Here is a 21,291-nt window from a genome sequence, read left to right as displayed (position 1 = left end):
GTGCATATCTCATGTCAATAATATCGTTATATTATAAAATATTACTGAATTTTACAAATACTTACGGAATCGAATCGAAGTACAATAGTTCAATGAAGGGGAGGGGGATGCAATGGAACAAAAACTGAAGCATGAGAAGAGCAGAAGAATGTGTGAAGATGATTTATTTTGTAATTTTACTATCACAAGAGAAGAGGTTAGGGATTAATGAATATCAAAAAAAATCTCGGAGTGCTTCTAATCGCAACATTGATCATATCAACTTTTGCTGGAATTCCTGTATTTGAAAATAAGGTTTCTGCTGACCCAGCAATCGAAAGCACTTCTTATTCAGCTAACTTTGATGACGGAAATATCGATGAATGGACATCATACATCTCTAATAATGCAACGTACCCAGGGGACTGGTCAGTTAATGCGAATGGTCAATATAGTGTAGCCGACAAGAAAAATGGAACTGCAGGGAGTCCTGGAAGTAAATCTATTGTACATAACACAAGCTTCGATAACTTGATATATGAAGGAGATGTCGCTGTTAATGGCGTCAATAGTGACAGTTCCGGATTTCTATTCAGAGTAACTAATGTATCACCAACTCCAGTGCCAGACGGTTTCAATGGCTATTATGTTTCCATAAGCATCGATGGTTATTCAACATTAAGTCGTGTGGTTGGAAATAATTACACATTTAAATCACTTGTTAAAGTGAAAACGGGGATATCTGCAGGTCATTTGAAAGTGATAGCGATCGATAATAATATTAGAGTATACGTTAATGATATGGTCAACCCCGTTATAGATTACACGGATAGTGATGGGCAACAAATAACGAGTGCTGGGGCAATAGGACTTAGAACTTTTTGGGGAAGATCGACTTTTGACAACCTTACTGTTAGAAGTATACAGGTAGCTGAGGCCCCGACATTCACTCCTGCATCAGGTAAAGTTTTCAAAAATCCATTGGAAGTTAGTATAGCCTCACCTGCTGCGGATGCAGTAATACGTTACACGATTGACGGTAGTACGCCAACGTCATCATCACCCGTGTATAGTGGACCCTTTACAATTACTGAGCAAACAACAGTTAAAGCTTATGCAGCCAAGGAGGGTGTATTGGATTCCTTAATCACAAGCGCAACTTATTTCAAACAAGATGATAGTTTGTTCTCTAATCCTATCGTTCCAGTAGGTAGCAGTGGCGGTTCTGCTGACCCTTGGGTCATTTTTAAAGATGGATTTTACTATTATTGCAAAAGCGATGGAGATAATTCTATACAGGTAGCTAAGGCTGAGAGGCTTCAGGATATCGGGATTGTACCTCGAGTTAGCGTTTATACTCCGCCATATGGAGAGCCTTATTCTAAAGAAATCTGGGCACCTGAATTGCATTTTTTAAATGGTAAGTGGTATATCTATTTCGCAGCAGATGATGGCAAAAATGAGAATCACCGTATGTATGTATTAGAAAGCAACACAGATGACGCACAAGGCTCATATACATTGAAAGGTAAAATTACCGATTCAACTGATAAATGGTCGATCGATGGCACTGTCCTTGAGACTGAAGATGGGATGTATTTCGTGTGGTCAGGCTGGGAAGGCGACGTGAACGTCAGACAAAATCTTTATATAGCACGAATGGCAAATCCATGGACAATTAGCGGGGAGAGAGTATTGCTCTCTACACCCGACAAATCATGGGAGCTTAACGGAGATCCTAAAATTAATGAAGGTCCGCAAATACTAAAAAGGGACGGTAAAATTTTCATCATCTATTCGGGAAGTGGAAGCTGGACGGATGATTATGCTTTAGGCATGCTAACGAATACAGATGGTAATGTTCTAAATCCTGCTTCGTGGACCAAAGCAGGCCCGATATTTTACAAAACAGATACAGCGTACGCACCTGGTCATGCCTCATTCACAAAATCTCCTGATGGAACCGAGGATTGGGTAGTGTATCATGCCACTGAGAAATCTGGAGATGGTTGGGCCAACAGAAGTGTAAGGGCACAGCGGTTTACTTGGTTTGGGGAAGGGTCCCCTGATTTAGGAACACCGATTAATTATGGTAAATCATTGAAGGCGCCTTCTGGCACGCCTGAGGTTACAACCTATAAATACGAAGCCGAAGGAGCAGAAATGGGTGGTGCTGTTTCTGTGGTCTCTAGGTCTAACGCATCAGGAGGCAAAGTTGCAGGATATATTGATGCTCCAAATGACTATGTGCTATTTAACGTAGACGTGGAAGAAGCAGGCACATACAGACTTACGGTGATGAATGACAATGGCACAAGCGGCGACTTTGCGCCTGCCAAACATCGTGTGGAGATTAATGGACAGGATAAAGGAATAATTACGTTCGAAAAATACGGTTGGAATAATTTTAACCCTGCTACGATGATCGTTTCCTTAGATGAAGGGGTCAATAAGGTTAAGCTGTCAAAGCATGTAGGTAATGCTGAAATTGATTTTATTCAGTTCGTGCTAATCCCTACTGATCATATGGTTACTCATATTTCTGTCAAGGCAGAAAACAATGAGAACTCAATTGCAATAGACAAGGGTACACTGCAAATGAATGCATCGGTAAGCCCATCTAATGCAATGGATTCCTATGTAACTTGGAAGGTTACGAATCTTGATGGGTCAGCGACTAACAAGGCAACGATTAGTGAAAACGGAACGTTGTCGGCACTGGAAAATGGAATTGTTCAGGTGATAGCCAGTGCGGCAGATGGCTCAGGAATTATAGGTGCTTATAATGTCAAGATTACGAATCAAGTACGTGTTTTAAGAGTGATGCCATTAGGTGCCTCTATTACGCATGGATTAAATGTTCCAGGTGGTTATAGAATTAAAATGTGGGACGATATCGTCAATGCAGGATTAAGAATCGACTTCGTTGGATCTTCCTCTAATGGGCCGGCAAGTCTAGGGGATAAAGATCATCAGGGTCAACCAGGTTGGCGCATCGAGCAGGTTGATTTGGAAACAAAGGAATGGATGCGTCAAAGCATTCCTGATATCGTACTTGTGCATGTTGGGACAAATGATATTAATCAAAATTTTGATCGACCTGGAATGATTAATAGATTAGAATCACTAGCCAGAAATATTTTGAAGGATCTTCCGGAAGATGGGAAGCTCTACTTGTCTAGTCTCATGACAGAAACGAATACGGAATGGGATTCCGCAATAAAGGTTTATAATAATCAGATCGTGGGTTTAGTAGGAAGGTTGTCAAATGAAGGGTTGCCAGTTTATTTCGTAGATATGTACGGTGCGGTTACATTGGATGATATTTTTGACGGCACGCATCCTACTAAAACCGGCTATGATAAGATGTCAGATGCATGGTTTGGTGCAATTAGAGGAGTTTTAGAAGGCCATAATGAATCAGAGAATGTATATCAGAATCAGCTCACTGCTACCATATTAGAGGTAGAGAAAGCAGAGGCTTCAAAACTCGAGGCTGATGTAGATCGTGCAAGACTTCTATTTGATGAGCTTAGAGCCGGTGATAAGGAGCTACTAGAGGCAAGGCTTGCAGCGATCATAGTAGAAGATGAAGAAGATAATTTATACCAAACTCAGCTTGAAACGACCATATTAGAGGTAGAGAAGGCAGAGGCTTCAAAACTAGGGGCAGATGTAGATCGTGCAAGGCTTCTAGTTAATGAGCTTAGGGAAGCTGACAAAGCGCTTCTAGAGGCAAGGCTTGCAGCGATCGTAGTAGAAGATGAAGAAGAAAATTTATACCAGACTCAGCTCGATACTGCCATACTAGCGGTAGAGAAGGCAGAGACTTCGAAGAAGAAGGCAGATATCGATCATGCAAGGCTTCTAGTTAATGAGCTTAGGGAAGCTGACAAAGCGCTTCTAGAGGCAAGACTTGCAGCAGTAGTGCCACTGGAAGAAGGAGGTCCAGGTGGAATTCAAAATCCAGATCCAGTTCCAACAACAGGCGGCGAAACAGCTTCTTCGACGATTGAGGTTAAATCTGCAACAATTGGCTCTGACAAAATTGCTAATGCTGCAGTAAGCTCATCTGTCATGCAGAAGGCATGGGAAGCTGCTAAAGCTGACAATGCAGGAACGAAAACGATTACTTTGAATGTGGCTGGTGTTGAAGGTGCGGACACTTATGCCATTGAAATTCCAGTTGCAGAATTGGCATCCAATGAACTTAATAGACAAATAATGATTAAGACATCTGTTGGAACTATTGTTGTACCGAGCCACATGTTACAAGGCGAAAACATTAGTGAGGATAGTGTAAAAATTATAATTAGTCTAGCAGATACGACAGCTGTGAAAGCGTCAATAAATGATGCGGATAAAGTTGAAAGTATCGGGAATAGACCTATTATTGAGCCAACCATTGTTGTCGGTGATCGTACGCTCGAATGGAATAACCTAAATGCACCAGTAACGATATCAATTGATTACGAGCCAACCCAGGAAGAATTGAATAATTCGGAACACATTACTGTTTGGTATATTGATAGTGAAGGGAATGTAACTGCAGTTCCGAATGCGAGATATGTTGAGTCAAGTGGAAAGGTTACTTTTACAACGACTCACTTTAGTCATTATGCAATTGTATATGTGAATAAAACTTTCAGTGATATCGCATCATACGGCTGGGCTAAACAAGCGATCGAAGCGATGGCATCCAAAGGTATTATTAATGGAACATCACAAACGACCTATGCGCCAGGACAAGATATTACGAGAGCTGATTTTATGACGCTTTTAGTTAACACGCTTGAGCTTCGGGCGAAATCAACTAGTAACTTCGATGATGTAAAGGCAGGAGTATACTATTACGATGCCGTTGCAATAGCTAAGGAGCTTGGTATTACAACCGGGGTAGGAAACAATAAGTTTAACCCTACGGACAAAATATCACGTGAAGAGATGATGGCATTTGTCTCTAGAGCAATGAAGCTTACTAAGAAACTATCGGTACAAGGCTCGTTTACCGATATAGTCTCATATACAGATGCAGGGCTCGTTTCTAGTTATGCGGTCGATGATGTGGCAACTTTAATTAAAGCAGGAATAATTAAAGGCAGCAATAACATGATTAATCCGCGAGGTGCAGCGACAAGAGCAGAAATTGCAGTACTGATATACAGATTATACAATCTTTAATTCATGAAAAGGGTGCTTCCAAGCCAGTAAAGTGGCGAGGAAGCACCCCTTTTAAATGTATAGGAAAGTCATAGAAAGCGATATTCCAATACGAGCAAGGAGGCTGGCTATAGCGCGCAGCCTCTTTGCTTTATGTGGAAAGGCGCGCAATCGGTACAGAGCATGAAATCAGCTGTGTCTAGAAAACAATTCCCAAAGCAGCTCTCGTCTGCTGCTCACGTTAGTTTTGGAGAAAATTGATTTTAGATGGTCTTGTACGGTATAAGCAGAAATATGCAGGGAATGAGCCATCTCTTTGGTGGAAAAACCTCTGATGATCCGTTCAATGATTTGGTTCTCGCGTGCCGTGAGAGCGTACGCCTGTGCGATGAACGGCAAAATTTCAGTGGGTTTGGCGGGCTCAATAGAGACAGCTAGCTGAATTTGGCCTTGTACGCCTGCAAGCTTGCTGGCGCGAATAGATAGATACAAGCCATTAGGCGTACGAATACATACCTTTGCGAATTTCATAGAATCAGCTTGCAGTCCGTCTGGGGTCAGCGCGCGCGAGCAAACTGCCAGCACAGGTCTTGGCAAGACATGGTTATCCATATTTTCCATGCTCCTCAGCTCCTGAAGCCAGTGCTTTGCTTCTTGATTTAGAGAGCAGATTTCAAGCTGTTCAGACAACACGATGATACCTGTCTCTTCTTTCCAAACGCTTGCGTTTGCGGAAGGCAGCTCCAAGCCTCTTCGTTTCAAGGCCTTCGCCATAATAGGAGCAAGCGATGCCATAGAGCGGCATTCCTCCTCGGCAAATAGCGGCTCGTCTGCTTTGCGAAACAATGTTATATAACCCCAGCATGCTCCCTCGATAACCAAAGCCGTACGTAGCTCGTCTCGAAATCCAGCAGGTGCGAGTACCTCGCGATAACGGGCGCTTCGATCCAATTGGCCTTCAGTCGCTTCGCTTAATGCTGCTGCAGGCATTGCCGACTGTGCCAGTTTCTCGAAGCTGTTGTAATCCTCATGCCAATATTCATATTCAAAGAGCTGATGATGAATTGCTTCAATGTCTTCATCGGTAGAGGAGCCTGTCGACAGCAGTGTGATCGGATCAACGGAGGTACAGCAAGCGGCAGAGAAAGGGACAGCCTCTCTTAAAATAGATAAAGCGGCCTCCCGATAAAGCTGCGAGGACTGTGGAACGACGTCTAGTTTGATTAATTGCCGCTTGATCGAATCCAGCTTGTTAGCCATAAATAGAACTCCTTTATACAAAACCCCATATTTGTGGGATAGCGGTTTATTTGTCGATCTCTATAATGAAGATTAATTCTTTGTTTATTCTAAAATATAGGAAAGTATATTATTACGCCATACTTTCTCTATATTTCTGGGAATGAAACGCGCTGACGCCACCAAAGAACGGCGATAGCCGTTTCACCTTGAAATATAGGAAAGTATATCATTTCGCCATACTTTCTCTATATTTCTGGGAATAAAACGGAAGATAAATAGAGCTTATAGAGATAGGGGCATGCAGCTATGAAAGAATTAAATTCGCCAATGGATTGGAATCATCCGAGTGCAGCTGGTTATGGGCAGAAGATAGCTTTGAAAATACCAGGGTATTCTTTTTTATACGATATGATGGAGCGCATAATGACAGCGCAGCTTGCTGAAAGCAAAATCGAAGCTGCTCGTATTCTTGTCATCGGCGCCGGGGGTGGCGAGGAGATTGTAACGCTAGGAGCCCGTCAAGCGCATTGGAGCTTTACAGGAGTAGATCCCTCTCAGCCTATGGTTCTTGCCGCGCAGCGTCGTATTGAGGAAGCTGGCCTTCTAGAGCGGGTCAAGCTCATTACTGGGGAAATTGACTGCGTTGCAGATGATGAGCTCTTTACAGCTGCTACCTGCATGCTCGTACTGCATTTTGTCAAAGGCATTGATCATAAGAAACAGCTGCTTCGAAGCATAGCCGGACGTCTGCAGGATGGTGCCCCGTTTGTTCTAGCCTCAATAAATGGAAGGCTTGGTACGGCGGGGTTCTCCCTGCAGATGCAAGCTTGGAGGAGCCATATGCTGGAGAACGGCATTTCTTTGTCGGAATGGAACAATTTTGAGAGCTCGATGGGAAAAGAATCAGATCCTATTCCGGAAAGCGAGCTGGAGGCATTGCTGACGGAGGCTGGCTTTGAGCATGTTACTCGTTTTTTTGGCGCCTATTTAATCGACGGCTTATTTGCAGTAAAGAGAAAGAATAGCGTGTCACTATGAAAAGGGACATTATTGTCGTAGGCGGTTATGGTCATGTTGGCGGACAAATATGCGAGCAATTAGCGATTCAATTTCCTGGCAGAGTATACGCTGCGGGCAGGAGCTTGGCGCGTGCGGAGCAATTCTGCAGCAGGCTGGGCGGTAAGGTGAAGCCGCTGCGCATAGCGGTAGGGGAGCAGCCGCAGACGGAGCAATTAAAGGATGCCAAGCTCGTCGTCATGTGCTTGGATCAGACGGATACCTCATTTGCAAGAGCCTGTTTGACTGCCGGTGTTGATTATGTAGATGTATCGGCAAATGGTACGTTTTTCGAGGCTATGGAGCAGTTGAAGGAAGAGAACGCGGGGTTAAACAGCACTGCCGTATTAAGTGTCGGCCTTGCTCCCGGGCTTACCAATTTGCTTGCGCTCAAGGCGTTTCAGTCTATGGAAGAAATAAGCCGTATCGAGATTGCGATCATGCTTGGACTAGGGGATGCCCATGGAAAAGCGGCGATTGAATGGACGGTCCAGAGCCTTGCGGGATCGTTTGCGATTACTGAGAATGGGAGCACTCGGAGGGTAAGCAGCTTTACAGAGGGCATCTACACGGATTTTGGTTTTGCGCTAGGTGAGCGGAAAACCTATCGATTCCCCTTCTCGGACCAGCAGACGCTTGTTCGGACGTTGAAGGTTCCGACCATTTCTACTCGTTTATGCTTTGATTCCCGAATGGTGACAGGTGTAATGGCATTGCTTAAGGCAGCAGGCTTTGGTCGCCTATTAGGCGTAAAGCGGATAAAAAAATGGACGATACAGGCATTCAGCAAGCTGCGCTTCGGCTCCGCCCGGTATGCGGTAAAGGTCGCGGGATACGGCAAGAAGGCAGGAGTTGATGCCATCGTAGAGTACGGGCTTCAGGGAACTAAGGAAGCTGAAGTAACAGCGATGACGGCGGCTGCAGTAGCAAAGATGATGTACGAGAGCAAGCTGCCGCGAGGTATTTATCATGTGGAGCAGTTATTCGAGCTGGACGTATGCGACCAGCACTTGCTTCTGCAATTAAAAGGGGAAAAGCTAGAGTCTTCACGCTCGTTGATTGCTAACATTGAAAGCTGGTCCCGCATACAAGGCTAGTCTATCATTGCTTCCATTTGGTATAATTAGTATTAATTTACCATTCGGCTAAGCGGTCGTGAGGATAGGGAGCAGATGCGGATAATGGATAAACAGGAGATAATATTGTTCATAATGGAGGAATACGAGTACTTTAAGGACGAGAGCGGTGAACAATTAAAAGCGGGGCTGCTTCGTATTTTTAATTATAAGGGCGGCTTAACTGCTGAGGCTTTGCAGTGCTGGAACGACTCCGACCTAAGCCAGCTGTACCATATAGTTTCGGGAATGAGACTGACCCGTCTTTATGTGCCGAACATCATAGAAGTTTATGAAGGCATGGATAGGGATGGGCTGCCCTCGCGTGTATCCTTCGGGAGCATCGTAAATAGCGAGCCGCTCCAGAAGGAGCCTCGCATTCATCGGCAGTACGGAAAATACGATGTGCCGCCTACAATTAACCGTCTCTATGAGCTGGAAGCAGAGCTTGGGAGAGATATGGACATGGAGCTCGGACTCCTTATGCAAAAATATGATTTCCGCTACCATTGTACGCCGCCCGATTTCATCCCATTTGCAAGCCCAGGTGTGGATGGCATTCATTATTGCTTTGTTACCGATTTTGGAACGGTAAAGGACTTGGAGCAAGCCTATATAGCGGCTGTATCGCCTATGGATATTGATTCCGAAATATGGATTGTTGCTAAAAATATAACCGATTTTCTTCGTATTTTATGTACGGACCGGAGTGTTTTGTATTACAACGGTTCAACGCTGGATGTTTATTTTCAAAGCGCGAAGGAACAGGAATTGCAGCAGGAAAAGCAGCAGCTGTCGCCAGCGCTGCAAAGATTGAAAGCAGTATTTGAATTGAACGAAATTCCGGATTTATTCGAATATATGCAAAGTGTACGTGAAGCAAGGAATAAAGAGATTTGCATTCAGACGCTTGATACGATAGGTGTTATGCCGCTGTTGTTGGAGCAATCGAGAGCTTCTGCTGCGGAGCCCTTCTTTCTGGACTGGGAGGACGAACAGAGCATAATGCAGCTGCTACTTGATGCGAGCCCGGAAGTTAAGCTCGCTATTATTCGCGATGCGCAGCATATGAAGCTGTTGATGAATGACAATAGGCTGCTTAAGAGCTGCGAGCGCGCGTTAAAGGAGCTTGGACTCTATCATGAGCTGTATAATCTGAGAGAGCTTATTGACTAACGATTAAGGAAGTGAATGCTATTCATCTTTTATTTATTTGCAGCCGAAACAAATGGCGGAGCTTAACAGCAGAAACGATTTTTCAAGGTGTTGGCGGTCATGAGGTAAGGTCAGCGGGCACAGAAGAGAATGCCCGAATTAAGGTGACCGCAGGCCAGATCGGCTGGGCAGATCTGATTTTTGCTATGGAGAAGAAGCATGTCCGCAGGCTGCAGGATAAGTTCCGTCATGAGCTTGCGGGCAAGCAGCTTATCTGTCTTCATATTCCGGATGAATTCGAATATATGAATGAAGAGCTGATCGGTCTGCTTCAGTCGAGTGTGGCCATGCATGTCTCCCTTCCAGACGAATAGTGTGCTTTTCACAGGCTTGATGATTATCCAGTAACAGGGAATGTTATTTGAAAAGAGGTCATACAAGAAACGTCGGGTGCCAATGGGGCACGGAATAATGTCGATCCCCAAAGCGGAACCAGCTATCTCCTGGCAAATGGGCACATAATGCCCTCTCTACGGTGAAATAGGTCTAATTTTTAGATCTAACCGCTCCGAATTAGCTTAAACCGCTGGAATAGGTCTAATAAATAGATCTATGCACACGCGTTCCTGCCAAATGGGCACATTATGCCCTCTCTACGGTGAAATAGGTCTAATTTTTAGATCTACCCTCTCCGAATTAGCTTAAACTGCTGGAATAAGTCTAATAAATAGACCTATGCACAACAGATCCGGCCAAATGGGTGCATAATGCCCTCTCTACGAAGAAATAGGTCTAATTTTTAGATCTAACCGCTCCGAATTAGCTTAAACCGCTGAAATAGGTCTAATAAATAGATCTATGCACAACCGATTCGGCCAAATGGGCACATAATGCCCTCTCTACGGTGAAATAGGTCTAATTTTTAGATCTAACCGCTCCAAATTAGCTTAAACCGCTGGAATAGGTCTAATAAATAGACCTATGCACACGCGTTCCTGCCAAAGGGGTATAATTTTCTTAAACCCAATACTTGGATAATCAATAGGCCTGTACTTTTCACAATAGATCACAGCACAATAAGCAATATAGCTACGCTGCACAAATTGCATTCAAGCCACCGGCTATGGAGCCTATTAAGTTTTTTATCTAACTATCCACTGCATTTTTCGTAAAATACCGCGTCATCGCTCGAATCATATGTTCTCTACCAATAGGCCCCCACGGATCCCATTCCCTCGTATCTGGATAATAGACCCGATTTTCCTGTACAGCACGAAGATTTTGCCAAGCCTCATTGCTGGCAAGCGCATTTACCTCAGTCTCTTCGCTCCAAAGGATAACAATATTTTCAGGGTTAAGCTCAATTATTCGCTCCAGTGCATCGTTTATATAAATAGAGTGAGTTACGCGCTCATCAGGCTGGAATTGCAGACGGCGGTAAAATAATTCGGTAAAGGTATGGTCTGAGACGCCATATAGCCGGCAGTTGCCCGGAAGGAGCCGGATGATTACCCATTTGCCTTTTTTCGTGACAGGGGCAAGCTTTTTTCGTGCATCCTGCTCCAGCAAGGTCATGCGGCGAATGATGCGCTCAGCTTCTTTTTCCTTGAGTACACGCGCAGCAATACTGCGCAGATATTGCTCCCAGCTCGTAGAATGGTCAATAAAGATGGTTGATTTTGCTTCATTCCAAAGGCTGTCGTTCGGATTTTTACAAAATTCAGTTTTAAGTATCATGTCGGGTGCTAATCTCAGCACATCACTTGTCATAATGGTTCGTTCTGCATTTAGCGGAACCGTTCCAATTAATCGGTCATGCAGATAGCTTGGAAAGCCAGAAGGCGTGTTGTAATATTTTGGAAAGCAAGGTGCGGCAATAGGCAAAATGCCAAGGGCAAGCAAATGATCCTGCAAAAAGAAACTGCTCACGACGGCAATTTTCCGATCGCGGCGCTTGAGGTACACGGAGGGGGATATCCCCTCTATTTTTTTGAATACTCTGCTGAAATATAGCTCGTCCTGAAAGCCGACGGCAATTGCGATATCGCGCAATGCGGCTCCTTGCTCGGTCATGAGCTCCTTGGCGTGCATGATACGCAGCTGCGTCAAATAATTGCCTGGTGTTAAGCCGGTTATTTTCTTAAAGGCTCGGCAATACGAGCTGGGCGTCATCCCCGCAAGCAGCGGGAGCTCGCTTAGGGGGAGTGCTTTCGCATATTTTTCCTCCATGTAGGCAATGGTTTGCTGCACGGATTCATTAACCGTCAGAGTAGGTGCTTTCTGCTGTGCATGCAGATGAAGAAGCAGCTCGTAGAAGACAAGCTGCTTCTTCATATCGCTAAGCTCGCTCTGCTCCTTGAAGGCTTGCAGCAGATCCATAAGCAGCGCGTCAGTAATTGCTGGAGAAGTATGCCGAACAGGCATGGCTCCGTCAAAGAGTGTAGATGGATAGAGTGATGCTTTGCAGTTGTCCTCAGAGAAAGAGAGCTCGGCCGTACGGAATTGCAGCAGATGAAGCCGAAGAGTGCTGTTGGAATCGTTCATCAGTTTAATTTTCATCGCAGGCTCAAGAATAAAGAAGGCTCCAGTATGAAGGGGATAGCGTTTGGAACCAATAAAGAGAATTCCGCTGCCCTTCTGAATGAAGGCAATGGAGGAGCGCTGGATGTTTACCGACTTGGAACGAAAGCCGGGACTATATTCGTGAAGCTTTAATGAGATGGGAAAATAGGAAAAGAAATGAGTTTCATTTTGCAACAGCAAACATTCCTTTATATGCATTTGGTAGAAATCGTCAATGTTTGAGAACGATTATCAATTACAGTTTACCAAGGATAGCGTATAGAATACAACCTGTTTTATAACTATTTTCTCGAATTTGATTTTTTTGTCCATATGAATCGGACAATAGCGTGTATACAAATTAGAAATGGTCATATGTAAAATGATGTTGAAAATGATTATCATTCACAAGGGCGGAGGTTGCAGCATTATTCGTTACATAGGTGGATTCGACATGGCGGGAGGAGATCGGAAGCTTCGTGCGATATGTATAGCTTTTGCATTAAGCATAACTGTCTTATTAACGGGGTGTGGAGCTTCGGATAGCGGAAACAAGCATACAGATATTTCCGGGGAGGCTCAAAGCAAAGAGGCTGCAACTGAGACCGACCCTTTCGCTAATATTCCATCAGTCGATATTGCTGATTTGGGAGAAGCCATTTCAGGCATGAGCAGCTTGATCAAGCAGCTTAAGCAAGCGGTGGAGGCAGACCAAGCGGATGAGGCAAAGGAGCTTGCGGCTCAAATGGCTGGCTTATGGAATGCGATGAAGGAAGAGGTTAGAGCAAACGATGCAACGAAGCATCAGCTGCTGCATGACGATTTGAGCCTGCTGATCAAGGAAACAAAGGCAAGCAAATGGAATAAAGAGCTGATTGTTCAGCTCGACTATAAGCTATACCAGAGCTTCCGAGATATGAAGCAGGAGCTGCAAAACCAATAAAAAAAGAAAAAGGGATAGGTGATTTTTAAATGTCTTCGGTAAAAAAACGTTTGTTAAGCATGTTATTAACGCTAGCGCTTGTCATTGCCATTATTCCAGCTACAGCAGCAACAGCTGCATCCGCTCCAATTTCGGTAACGGTAGATGGCAAGAAGGTAGCCTTCTCGGTAAATCCTCAAACGATAAATGGCCGGACGATGGTTCCTTACAGAACGATCGCTGAAACATTGGGCGGTAAAGTTAAATATGATGAGAAAACGAAAAAAGCGACAATTACAAAAGGCAGCCAAACGGTTGAATTAATGCTTGGCAGCAAAACTGCAAAAATCAACGGAGCATCCGTAGCTTTGGATGCGGCGCCTGCAAATGTGAAGGGCAGTGTACTTGTGCCACTTCGTTTTGTAGGTGAATCGCTTGGTGTTTGGGTGAATTGGAATAGTAAAACGTCGACTGCCGTGCTTGAAACGAAAAAAACATTCAAGCATGCGCTGGGCAGTACAACGTTAAGCAGCGTTCCGAAGCGCGTCGTCATTTTGTTTAACGGTGGTGTAGATATTTCTGTACTGCTCGGTGTTAAACCAGTAGGCGCGGTTGAGTCCTATGTTCAGCAGCCATTTTATGAATATATCCGTTCCAGCTTGATCGGGACTAAGACGTTAGGTGACGAAACTCAGCCAAATATTGAAGCCATCGTTGGCTTAAAGCCTGATGTCATTATTGCTACGAAAGATCGCCATGAGAAAATTTATGATCAGCTTAAAGCAATTGCCCCAACGATTGTAACTACGGATTTAGCTGATTGGCAGGATAATCTGAAAGTGACATCGGAGGTGCTGAACAAAGAAGAAATCGCAACAAAATTTATTGCGGATTGGAAAGTAAAAGTAGCAGATTTCAAGAGTAAGCTTGCTGCAAAGGATAAAGGAGCAGAGGTTTCAATTATCCGAATTAACCCGAACGGCAGCGCTCGCGCTTATAACACAGGCTTTGCTTATAAAATTTTCCAAGAGCTAGGGTTTGCCACGCCGAAAGCACAGCTTGGAACGAAACAAGAAATAATAAATGTTACGTCCAAGGAGCAGGTAAGCTTGCTGGACGGTGACTATATCTTTGACTTTACAACCGATTGGGACGGTGATGGCGCAATCTTTAAGCTTCAGAAGGAATGGATCGACAGCCCGCTTTGGGCAAACTTGAATGCGGTTAAGAACAAAAAATATTATAAAGTAAATGCTGTAACCTGGAACCTATCAGGGGGAGCGATGGCAGCTAAGCTGATGCTCGATGATTTGTATTTCTACTTTGACCTTGACTAAGGACAGAATTCATAAGCACAAACAAACGAAGAATGAGCCTATGGCTCATTCTTTTGTGCAGATATATGACTAAACAGGCTGATTTTTGGGAGCGTTCAATAAGATGAAAAATAGGATGGACAGTGTCGGAATGAGAGCAGGTGGACTGGCTGCAAGCGTTCTCCTCTTGCTTTGCTGTTTCGCAGCGAGCGTACGGTTTGGATTTACAACGATCAAATGGGAGGATTTAACAGATGCTTTTACCGATTATGACGAGAGCTCCATGGAGCAGGTAGTCGTTATGACAACTCGCTTGCCGCGAGCGCTAATTGCAGCTGCTGTCGGGGCAAGCTTGGCAATGGCAGGCGCTATTATGCAGGCGATCACACGGAACCCGCTCGCTTCGCCATCTGTAATGGGGATAAACGCGGGCGCAAGCGTAGGCATCGTCGCGGCGATTACAATTTTCAAAATCACAGCAACGGTTACGCTTGTATGGATATCATTCGGCGGAGCTGCGATTGCGGCTGCATCTGTATATTTGCTCGGATCGCTGGGGCGCGATGGGTTGTCGCCGTTAAAAATTATAATGGCTGGCTCTGCGATGACGGCAACGTTCGCTTCTCTAACGCAAGGCATGCTCGTACATAACGAAAATGGGCTTCAGGATGTGATGTTCTGGCTAGCTGGCTCGATTGCCGGTCGTGATGCGCAAACATTATCTACTGTTATCCCTTATTTATGTGCAGGCTGGGTGGCTGCAATACTGCTGTCAAGGCAGCTTAATATTGCTCTAATGGGCGATGACGCAGCTAAGGGTCTCGGACAGAGGACGGTTTTGATCAAGCTTGCTGCCGGCATCATCGTAGTTGTGCTTGCGGGAGGAGCAGTGTCAGTTGCCGGTCCAATCAGCTTAATCGGCATCGTCATTCCCCATGTTGCTAAGTATATCGCAGGGCTTGATTACCGCTGGCTCATTCCTTATAGCGCAATTCTAGGCGCGATATTGCTGCTTCTGGCAGATTTGGCTGCTCGATTTGTGATCTTTCCTGAGGAAGTGCCTGTTGGCATAATGACAGCGGCAATCGGTGCTCCTTTCTTTATTTACATTGCTCGCAAGGAGCTGATGAGAAGATGAAGCCTTCATTCATGACGAGGAGCGCAGGCAAGGGCTCGTACACATTTCATCGTAAAACAGTTCGCGCTTCAATTCTTCTGCTTGCGGCAGCCATCATCGTTATTTTGGCAAGCCTTGCAATGGGGGAGCAGGTAATTAAGCCAGCTCAGGTATGGCTGGCGCTGCTTGGCAAGGGTGAGCCTGATCATATTCTAATTGTACAATCGCTAAGGGCGCCGCGAGTGATTGTGGCTTTTTTAGTTGGCGCATCGCTGGCTGTTTCCGGTGCGATATTGCAAGGGGTCATTCGAAATCCGCTTGCTGCACCTGACGTTATAGGCATTACAGGCGGCGCATCGGTTGGAGCGGTTGCTTTCATCACGTATATGCCTAGTACAGTGAGCATTCATTTTCTACCTGTAGCTGCTATTATTGGAGCATTCGGAGCAGCACTGCTTGTCTATGCTATCGCTTGGAAGAAGGGGGTAAACCCGTTTCGACTTGTGTTAGTGGGAATTGGAATCGCCTCCTTATTGTCGGCTATAACAACGTTTATGCTCGTTTTTAGTCCAGTCTATTCTGCTAGCTCCTCTTATATTTGGTTGACGGGAACGATTTATGGCTCATCTTGGAACTATGTTTGGAGTTTTTTTCCATGGACATTCGTCTTAATGGTTATCGTGATGCTTTATACGCGGCAAATGAATATACAGCTTCTTGGCGACGATATTGCCATCGGGCTCGGAAGCAGCTTGCAGCGGCATCGCTTCATTCTTATTCTCCTAAGCGTTGGCCTTGCCGGTTCCGCGGTGTCGATTGGCGGTGTTATCGGTTTTGTCGGTTTAATCGCCCCGCATGCGGCGCGCCGATTAGTAGGGCCGGTCATTAGCCGACTCCTGCCGATCTCGGCTCTGTTTGGAGGAGTTATTGTCGCTTTGGCGGATTTAATTGCTAGAACTGCTTTTCCTCCGCTTGATATTCCGGTTGGCGTATTTACAGCGGGAATTGGGGGGCCATTTTTTATTTATTTGCTTTATCGAACTAGAAACAACAGGTAGCAAGGCTGTAAAGTTTTAAGGAGGGGAAGGGGGAAAGCTAAGTTGAAGCGCAGCTATATGATGGTTATTGGTTTTTTAGTTCTGGCTGCTGCGGTGCTGCTGTTTCTATTTCGGGTTAGTGAGGGGCAAGTTACCGTGCAGCGCATGATTGATTTTGAACAGGTCGAGCCGACATCACAGGTCGTATGGAAGGATCGATCGTCTGTAAGCGCGTTCGAATACGCCTTTCGATTTGGGAAGAAGCTGGAGGGGAAAGTTGATATTGCCCATCCTCCTGAAGAGCTGCCGTCTCCTTTCATAGAATCACCGACACCTATTCCAGTGCCGTCATCAAGCTTGCCAAGTGCTGAGGCTTATACACCTGCCTATTTGGACAGTGCCTCGTTCTCCAGTGAGGAGCAGCCGCTTATTGCTCTCATTAATTTACGTATTAAGGCTGTTCATGAGGGCGACTGGGAGCAATTTGTTTCTTTGTACACTGAATTTAAGCGCAAGGAGTATGAAGCCTCAGGCAGCTTTAATGGCATGACAACGACGAGCATTAAGGTGGATGGGGATATCTCCATTAAAGAGCAAAAATCGTTGTTTGAGGCCGTTGTATGGGTGAAGGAATCTAGGAATAATGGTGAAGGAAGCGCGGGGATGTATGTATTCCATAAGGGGAAGCAGCAAGGAGACGAATGGCGTATTGCTGATGTGGATTAAGAAAGAACTCAAAGAATCTGACTGCAACAGCGAGCGTAAGGATGATCTACTCGCGCAGCGACCAAAACGTAAATGTTTAGTTCAACTTATCTAGACGGTAAAAAGCGGCAGTCCATGACTTTCTCACAGTGTATAGCATCGATACGATGCTAACGCGATGTGATAGGTGCATAGGCTGCCGCTATTTATTATTGTTATCGAAGCTTCTGTGAAAGCACAGCACAGCTTATTAAGCAGACGCCCGCAAGTTACGACTAGGCGCTAACGAACTCTATTTCAATATGAATAACCTCGGAACGGCTGCCGATCCGAATGGGCGGTCCCCAAGTGCCGAAGCCGGACGACACAATAGCGTGCAGTCCCCCTTTTTTTAAGTAGCCAAAGTCAAGCTCAAACAATTTTCTAGTAATCAAATGATTGGGCATCATTTGGCCGCGATGAGTATGACCGGATACGGAAAGGTCGATGCCGTTCTCGGCTGCATTACCAATATCGGAGGGCTGATGATCAAGCATTATGAGCGGCCGCGATTGATCTAACGGAGCGATAAGCTCCGAAATTGGGAGCCTTTTGTCTGCTCCGAAGCCTGCGGAGGCTTTATCCTTGCGACCGATGAGATAAAAGCTGTTCGCAATGAGTGCCGCTTCGTCCATGAGGACGCGAATGCCTATGGCATCCATGGCGGAGATAAACTCCGGCACCTTCCTGCCAATATATTCATGATTGCCGGTTACCGCATAGACACCGAGCGGAGCTTTGAGCTTCCCTAGCACACGGGACATGTTTTTGCGCAGGAACGGTTCAATATCATCGTCCAAAATATCGCCAGGAAGCAAGATGAGATCTGGCTTAATCTGCTCGACTTTATTGACCAGCCGCTGCAAATGCCGATTACCGACGATGTTGCCTAGATGGAGATCGGATGCCATCGCAATGCGCAGCTTTTTCATTTTACCCGCAGTCTTCGGTACTTGTACGTGATAGGTTCGAATAACCGGACTCCATGCATTCCATGATCCAAGTATGAGGAGAATAATCATAATGAAGCAGACAATGCTCCCTATGGCCACAATATAAACGTCTTCACCGGTACCAGCGGCTTTAAGAATAAGAGAGACGATATTTGCAACCGGTAAAATGAGTACAGCGTATTCAAGTACGGCAAACCAGTAGGAGCCAATCAGCTTCATTGCTTCAGCAACAGGTCGAATCGGAGTGTTGTAGGCACTGCGGCCTATAATATACGCACACGCGAGGAGAGCAAGGGCAGACGTATACCAGCCGGCAGCTTCCCAGTGAAAAAGTGTAGAAAAGAACATCCAACCATTCCAGCCGATATAGATGGAGATACCGCTGTATACGAGTAATACAACAAAAATTATAGCAATAAACCTCAGCTTCATTCTTCAACGCTCCCCAGCTCTTAATCTGTTTTCATTTAAGCTGAAACTACTATATCATACAGGGATTGCCGCAGCAAAAAATGCAAGAGTAGACGGAATAGATTACAGGTGGAGAGGCATGCAGACGTGTAAGGCGTTGCGAAGGCTTCTAGCCTATGGTATCGTTTCGACATAGTGAATGATGCGCTTTCTTAAACTATAGAAGAAAAGGCTGCATCAAAAAAAGAATGGAGCGAATAATCGGATGAAATCGCTTGTACTAGCAGAAAAACCAAGCGTGGCTAGGGAAATTGCCCGCGTCCTTGGCTGTGGACAGAAGCATAAGGGCTATATGGAAGGCCCAAAATATGTTGTAACCTGGGCGCTGGGTCATTTGGTGACGTTAGCTGAGCCAGAGGAATATGATCCGAAATATAAAACCTGGAATTTGGAGGATTTGCCTCTGCTTCCACCGAAAATGCACTTGAAGGTAATGAAGGAAACGTCGCAGCAGTTTCGCGCTGTAGCACAGCTATGCAAACGGCAGGATATTAGCGAGCTTATTATTGCTACGGACGCTGGGCGTGAAGGCGAGCTTGTCGCACGCTGGATTATGGAGCTTGTGCATTGGCGGAAGCCCTTCAAGCGGCTTTGGATTTCGTCTCAAACAGACAAGGCGATTAAAGATGGCTTTAGCAGCTTAAAGCCAGGCAAGGACTATAATAATTTGTATGCCTCTGCTGTTTGCCGCGCAGAGGCAGATTGGCTGATCGGTCTAAACGTAACTAGAGCATTAACGACCAAATACAACGCTCAGCTTGCTGCAGGACGTGTACAAACGCCAACGCTAGCGATGCTGATGGAGCGGGAGCAGGAAATTCAGTTATTTCAATCACAGCCCTATTGGATTGTATCCGCTGATTTTGGCAATTTCACAGCGCATTGGCGGGAGCAGGATGCGCATGATGGCAGAGTATGGAGCCGCGCCGATGCTGATGCGATTGCCGAACGATTGAAGCGGGCGAATGCGAAGGTGGACAAGCTTCGCACGATAGAGAAGTCAGAGCCGCATCCGCAGGCTTATGACCTCACAGAGCTTCAACGGGATGCGAATAAACGTCTTGGCTTTTCTGCCAAGCAAACCTCTAATGTGCTGCAGAAGCTGTATGAGCAGCATAAGCTTGTTACGTATCCGCGTACGGATTCGAGATATTTAACGAGTGATATGGTTCCAACCTTAAGAGGGCGCTTGGAGAGTATTGCCGTCGGACCTTATGCGCAGCTTGCAAGAAAGCTGGTAAGAATGCAGCTTCCAATCACGAAGCGGATTGTCGATGACAGCAAGGTAACCGATCATCATGCAATTATTCCTACAGAGCAATTTGTTAATTTGTCGGCACTAACAAACGATGAGCGCAGATTGTATGATCTGATCGTGAGACGGTTTATTGCTTTATTTTATGGACCGTACCGCTACGATGAGACAAGCGTTGTGCTGGCAGCTGGGAAGGATCGATTATATGCGAAGGGCAAAATCGAGAAGGATAAAGGCTGGAAGGAAATTTATCAGTTAGCGTCTAATGCTTCGAGTCAAGATGATGAGAACGATGATGATAGCGATGATAGCGTCTCAGGACAAGGCAATGCTGATCGTCAGCCATCGCAATTGCTACCGCCACTTGTCCTAGGGCAAGCATTGCCTGTCAAACAGGAGAAGGTGCGGGAGCTTCGTACGCTGCCGCCTGCCAGATATACGGAAGCGACGCTGTTGACCCGTATGGAGAAGCATAGCCTAGGCACACCTGCGACAAGGGCGGATATTATTGAGAAGCTGCTCGGAACAGATACGATTACGCGAACACAAAATAAGCTGATGCCTACAGGCAAAGGCAAGCAATTGATTGAAATTGTCGTTACTGAGCTCAGAAGTCCGGATTTGACTGCAAAATGGGAGCAGGAGCTGGAGCGAATTGCAAAGGGCAAGGGTGACCCGGCAGCCTTTATGAAAAATGTTCGTCAGCAGGCAGCCAAATGGGTGTCCGAGGTTATTGCGGTATCCAAGGAATATAAGCCGCATAATCTGACTCACTCGCGTTGTCCTGAATGTGAGAAGCCATTGCTTGAAATTAATGGAAAGCGCGGTAAATCGCTCGTCTGCTCCGACCGTGAATGCGGCTACCGACGTTCAGCAGAACCAACGCTCTCCAATATGCGTTGTCCGCAGTGCCGCAAAAAAATGGAGATTAAGGACGGCAAAGCAGGGAAATTCGCTCAGTGCAAGCCTTGTAATGTCATTGAAATGCTCGGCGACAAGCAGGGCGGCAAAGTCAATCGCAAGCAAAATCAGAAGCTGATCGAGCAGTTTAGCGATAATACATCGTTGTCCAATAGTTTAGCTGATAAGCTTAAAGCAGCATTAGAGAAGCAATCGGAAAAATAATTTAGTGAGAAAGCAGTATGGGAATAAGGGCTCCTAACCTCCATCATTCATCCAAGAGATAGATAGTACTCTGTCATATACT

14 protein-coding genes are annotated in these 21,291 nt (G+C 45.5%); 11 read left to right on the top strand and 3 right to left on the bottom strand.

The genetic code is table 11. The features are described 5' to 3' along the window. Positions 1 to 207 precede the first annotated feature (207 nt). Positions 208 to 5,160, top strand: a complete 4,953-nt coding sequence (locus tag MHI37_RS22510; protein ID WP_076337967.1) for a family 43 glycosylhydrolase — start codon at positions 208 to 210, stop codon at positions 5,158 to 5,160. A 168-nt stretch (positions 5,161 to 5,328) separates the two neighbouring features. Here the strand turns inward: MHI37_RS22510 and MHI37_RS22505 are convergent, their stop codons facing one another. Then, positions 5,329 to 6,399: a helix-turn-helix transcriptional regulator gene (locus tag MHI37_RS22505; RefSeq protein WP_076337966.1), complete on the bottom strand. Its 1,071-nt coding sequence runs from the start codon at positions 6,397 to 6,399 to the stop codon at positions 5,329 to 5,331. A gap of 288 nt (positions 6,400 to 6,687) precedes the next feature. On the opposite strand from MHI37_RS22505, the gene MHI37_RS22500 reads away from it, so the two are divergent. The 4 genes from MHI37_RS22500 to MHI37_RS22485 all read left to right on the top strand — a co-directional run bounded on the left by MHI37_RS22500 (position 6,688) and on the right by MHI37_RS22485 (position 10,081). Then, positions 6,688 to 7,419, top strand: coding sequence for a class I SAM-dependent methyltransferase (locus MHI37_RS22500; protein ID WP_076337965.1), 732 nt, complete (start codon positions 6,688 to 6,690; stop codon positions 7,417 to 7,419). Continuing rightward, positions 7,416 to 8,534, top strand: coding sequence for a saccharopine dehydrogenase NADP-binding domain-containing protein (locus MHI37_RS22495; RefSeq protein WP_076337964.1), 1,119 nt, complete (start codon positions 7,416 to 7,418; stop codon positions 8,532 to 8,534). The genes MHI37_RS22500 and MHI37_RS22495 overlap by 4 nt, the downstream gene beginning before the upstream one ends. Before the next feature lie 84 nt (positions 8,535 to 8,618). Next, positions 8,619 to 9,728, top strand: a complete 1,110-nt coding sequence (locus MHI37_RS22490; RefSeq protein ID WP_076337963.1) for a hypothetical protein — start codon at positions 8,619 to 8,621, stop codon at positions 9,726 to 9,728. 20 nt (positions 9,729 to 9,748) lie between these two features. Then, on the top strand, positions 9,749 to 10,081 hold the full coding sequence (locus tag MHI37_RS22485; RefSeq protein WP_076338018.1) for a protein tyrosine phosphatase: 333 nt from the start codon (positions 9,749 to 9,751) through the stop codon (positions 10,079 to 10,081). Between the two features lie 772 nt (positions 10,082 to 10,853). On the opposite strand, the gene MHI37_RS22480 is transcribed toward MHI37_RS22485, so the two are convergent. Next, a complete protein-coding gene (locus MHI37_RS22480; protein ID WP_076337962.1) occupies positions 10,854 to 12,464 on the bottom strand; it encodes a helix-turn-helix domain-containing protein in 1,611 nt (536 codons plus the stop codon). 259 nt (positions 12,465 to 12,723) lie between these two features. Here MHI37_RS22480 and MHI37_RS22475 point away from each other — a divergent pair, with 259 nt between their 5' ends. The 5 genes from MHI37_RS22475 to MHI37_RS22455 all read left to right on the top strand — a co-directional run bounded on the left by MHI37_RS22475 (position 12,724) and on the right by MHI37_RS22455 (position 17,387). Continuing rightward, positions 12,724 to 13,212, top strand: a complete 489-nt coding sequence (locus tag MHI37_RS22475) for a hypothetical protein (protein ID WP_076337961.1) — start codon at positions 12,724 to 12,726, stop codon at positions 13,210 to 13,212. Between the two features lie 29 nt (positions 13,213 to 13,241). Beyond that, positions 13,242 to 14,528, top strand: a complete 1,287-nt coding sequence (locus MHI37_RS22470; protein ID WP_083676372.1) for a stalk domain-containing protein — start codon at positions 13,242 to 13,244, stop codon at positions 14,526 to 14,528. 103 nt (positions 14,529 to 14,631) lie between these two features. Continuing rightward, positions 14,632 to 15,645, top strand: a complete 1,014-nt coding sequence (locus MHI37_RS22465) for an iron ABC transporter permease (RefSeq protein ID WP_076337960.1) — start codon at positions 14,632 to 14,634, stop codon at positions 15,643 to 15,645. After that, positions 15,642 to 16,682 carry an iron ABC transporter permease gene (locus tag MHI37_RS22460; protein ID WP_076337959.1) on the top strand — a complete coding sequence of 347 codons (1,041 nt, stop codon included), beginning with the start codon at positions 15,642 to 15,644 and terminating at the stop codon, positions 16,680 to 16,682. The genes MHI37_RS22465 and MHI37_RS22460 overlap by 4 nt, the downstream gene beginning before the upstream one ends. Before the next feature lie 42 nt (positions 16,683 to 16,724). Continuing rightward, positions 16,725 to 17,387: a hypothetical protein gene (locus tag MHI37_RS22455; RefSeq protein WP_076337958.1), complete on the top strand. Its 663-nt coding sequence runs from the start codon at positions 16,725 to 16,727 to the stop codon at positions 17,385 to 17,387. Between the two features lie 254 nt (positions 17,388 to 17,641). Here the strand turns inward: MHI37_RS22455 and MHI37_RS22450 are convergent, their stop codons facing one another. Beyond that, positions 17,642 to 18,790, bottom strand: a complete 1,149-nt coding sequence (locus tag MHI37_RS22450) for a metallophosphoesterase (RefSeq protein ID WP_076337957.1) — start codon at positions 18,788 to 18,790, stop codon at positions 17,642 to 17,644. A gap of 244 nt (positions 18,791 to 19,034) precedes the next feature. Between MHI37_RS22450 and MHI37_RS22445 the strand changes: the two genes are divergently transcribed. Continuing rightward, the gene (locus MHI37_RS22445) at positions 19,035 to 21,209 is read left to right on the top strand and encodes a DNA topoisomerase III (RefSeq protein ID WP_076337956.1); all 2,175 of its coding nucleotides are present in this window, start codon (positions 19,035 to 19,037) and stop codon (positions 21,207 to 21,209) included. The last annotated feature ends 82 nt before the right edge of the window (positions 21,210 to 21,291 follow it).

This window comes from Paenibacillus sp. FSL H8-0548, from assembly GCF_038630985.1.
GTDB lineage: Bacteria > Bacillota > Bacilli > Paenibacillales > Paenibacillaceae > Pristimantibacillus.
This window is presented reverse-complemented; position numbering and strand designations above follow the sequence as displayed.

Bases quoted from the DNA above. Each gene is read 5' to 3' on its own strand.
- MHI37_RS22510 (WP_076337967.1), top strand. From the start codon at position 208: ATGAATATCAAAAAAAATCTCGGAGTGCTTCTAATCGCAACATTGATC.
- MHI37_RS22505 (WP_076337966.1), bottom strand. From the start codon at position 6,399: ATGGCTAACAAGCTGGATTCGATCAAGCGGCAATTAATCAAACTAGAC.
- MHI37_RS22500 (WP_076337965.1), top strand. From the start codon at position 6,688: ATGAAAGAATTAAATTCGCCAATGGATTGGAATCATCCGAGTGCAGCT.
- MHI37_RS22495 (WP_076337964.1), top strand. From the start codon at position 7,416: ATGAAAAGGGACATTATTGTCGTAGGCGGTTATGGTCATGTTGGCGGA.
- MHI37_RS22490 (WP_076337963.1), top strand. From the start codon at position 8,619: ATGGATAAACAGGAGATAATATTGTTCATAATGGAGGAATACGAGTAC.
- MHI37_RS22475 (WP_076337961.1), top strand. From the start codon at position 12,724: ATGGCGGGAGGAGATCGGAAGCTTCGTGCGATATGTATAGCTTTTGCA.
- MHI37_RS22470 (WP_083676372.1), top strand. From the start codon at position 13,242: ATGTCTTCGGTAAAAAAACGTTTGTTAAGCATGTTATTAACGCTAGCG.
- MHI37_RS22465 (WP_076337960.1), top strand. From the start codon at position 14,632: ATGAAAAATAGGATGGACAGTGTCGGAATGAGAGCAGGTGGACTGGCT.
- MHI37_RS22460 (WP_076337959.1), top strand. From the start codon at position 15,642: ATGAAGCCTTCATTCATGACGAGGAGCGCAGGCAAGGGCTCGTACACA.
- MHI37_RS22450 (WP_076337957.1), bottom strand. From the start codon at position 18,790: ATGAAGCTGAGGTTTATTGCTATAATTTTTGTTGTATTACTCGTATAC.
- MHI37_RS22445 (WP_076337956.1), top strand. From the start codon at position 19,035: ATGAAATCGCTTGTACTAGCAGAAAAACCAAGCGTGGCTAGGGAAATT.